Genomic DNA, 523 nt, shown 5'->3' on the forward strand with positions numbered 1-523 from the left:
AACACCTTCAAGTTTGAAAACGGACCGTTGTGATCCGAAATAAAACATGGAGGTGTTTTTTCTATGGGGACAAGAGTGAGTTATCCAGTTGAAGTCAAACAGAAGGCTGTAGAAATGAGATTGGCAGGTGTACCTATGAAAGAGATCATGCAGGAATTGAATATCAAGAATAAGACGCAGGTTCAGACATGGGTGAGGTGGCATAAGGCTGGGGATACACACAGGTTCGAACAGCCTGTTGGAAAACAATATATCTATGGAAAGGGTCCCGAGTACTCTTCCGAATTAGAGAGACTGCAGGCAGAAAATCGTTATCTGAGACAACAGAATGAAGTTTTAAAAAAATACAACGAATTGGAAAGGAAGTTGATAAGGAAACGTCAATCAAACTGGTAGAAGAATTGCGCAAAACGATGACGGTACAGGACATTTGTGTCCATTTAGGCATCTTACGCACTTCGTATTATAGATGGAAAAAGGAGCTGACTCAGAATCAATCTAAAAGACAACTAGAGAAACAGGT

The 523-nt window shown here is 40.5% G+C and carries 1 pseudogene; it reads left to right on the forward strand.

From position 1 onward, the window contains the following. Positions 1–63 precede the first annotated feature (63 nt). A pseudogene (locus LC033_RS16710) lies at positions 64–523 on the forward strand (IS3 family transposase); the annotation flags it as partial.

The organism is Bacillus stratosphericus (assembly GCF_020524495.1).
GTDB lineage: Bacteria > Bacillota > Bacilli > Bacillales > Bacillaceae > Bacillus > Bacillus stratosphericus_B.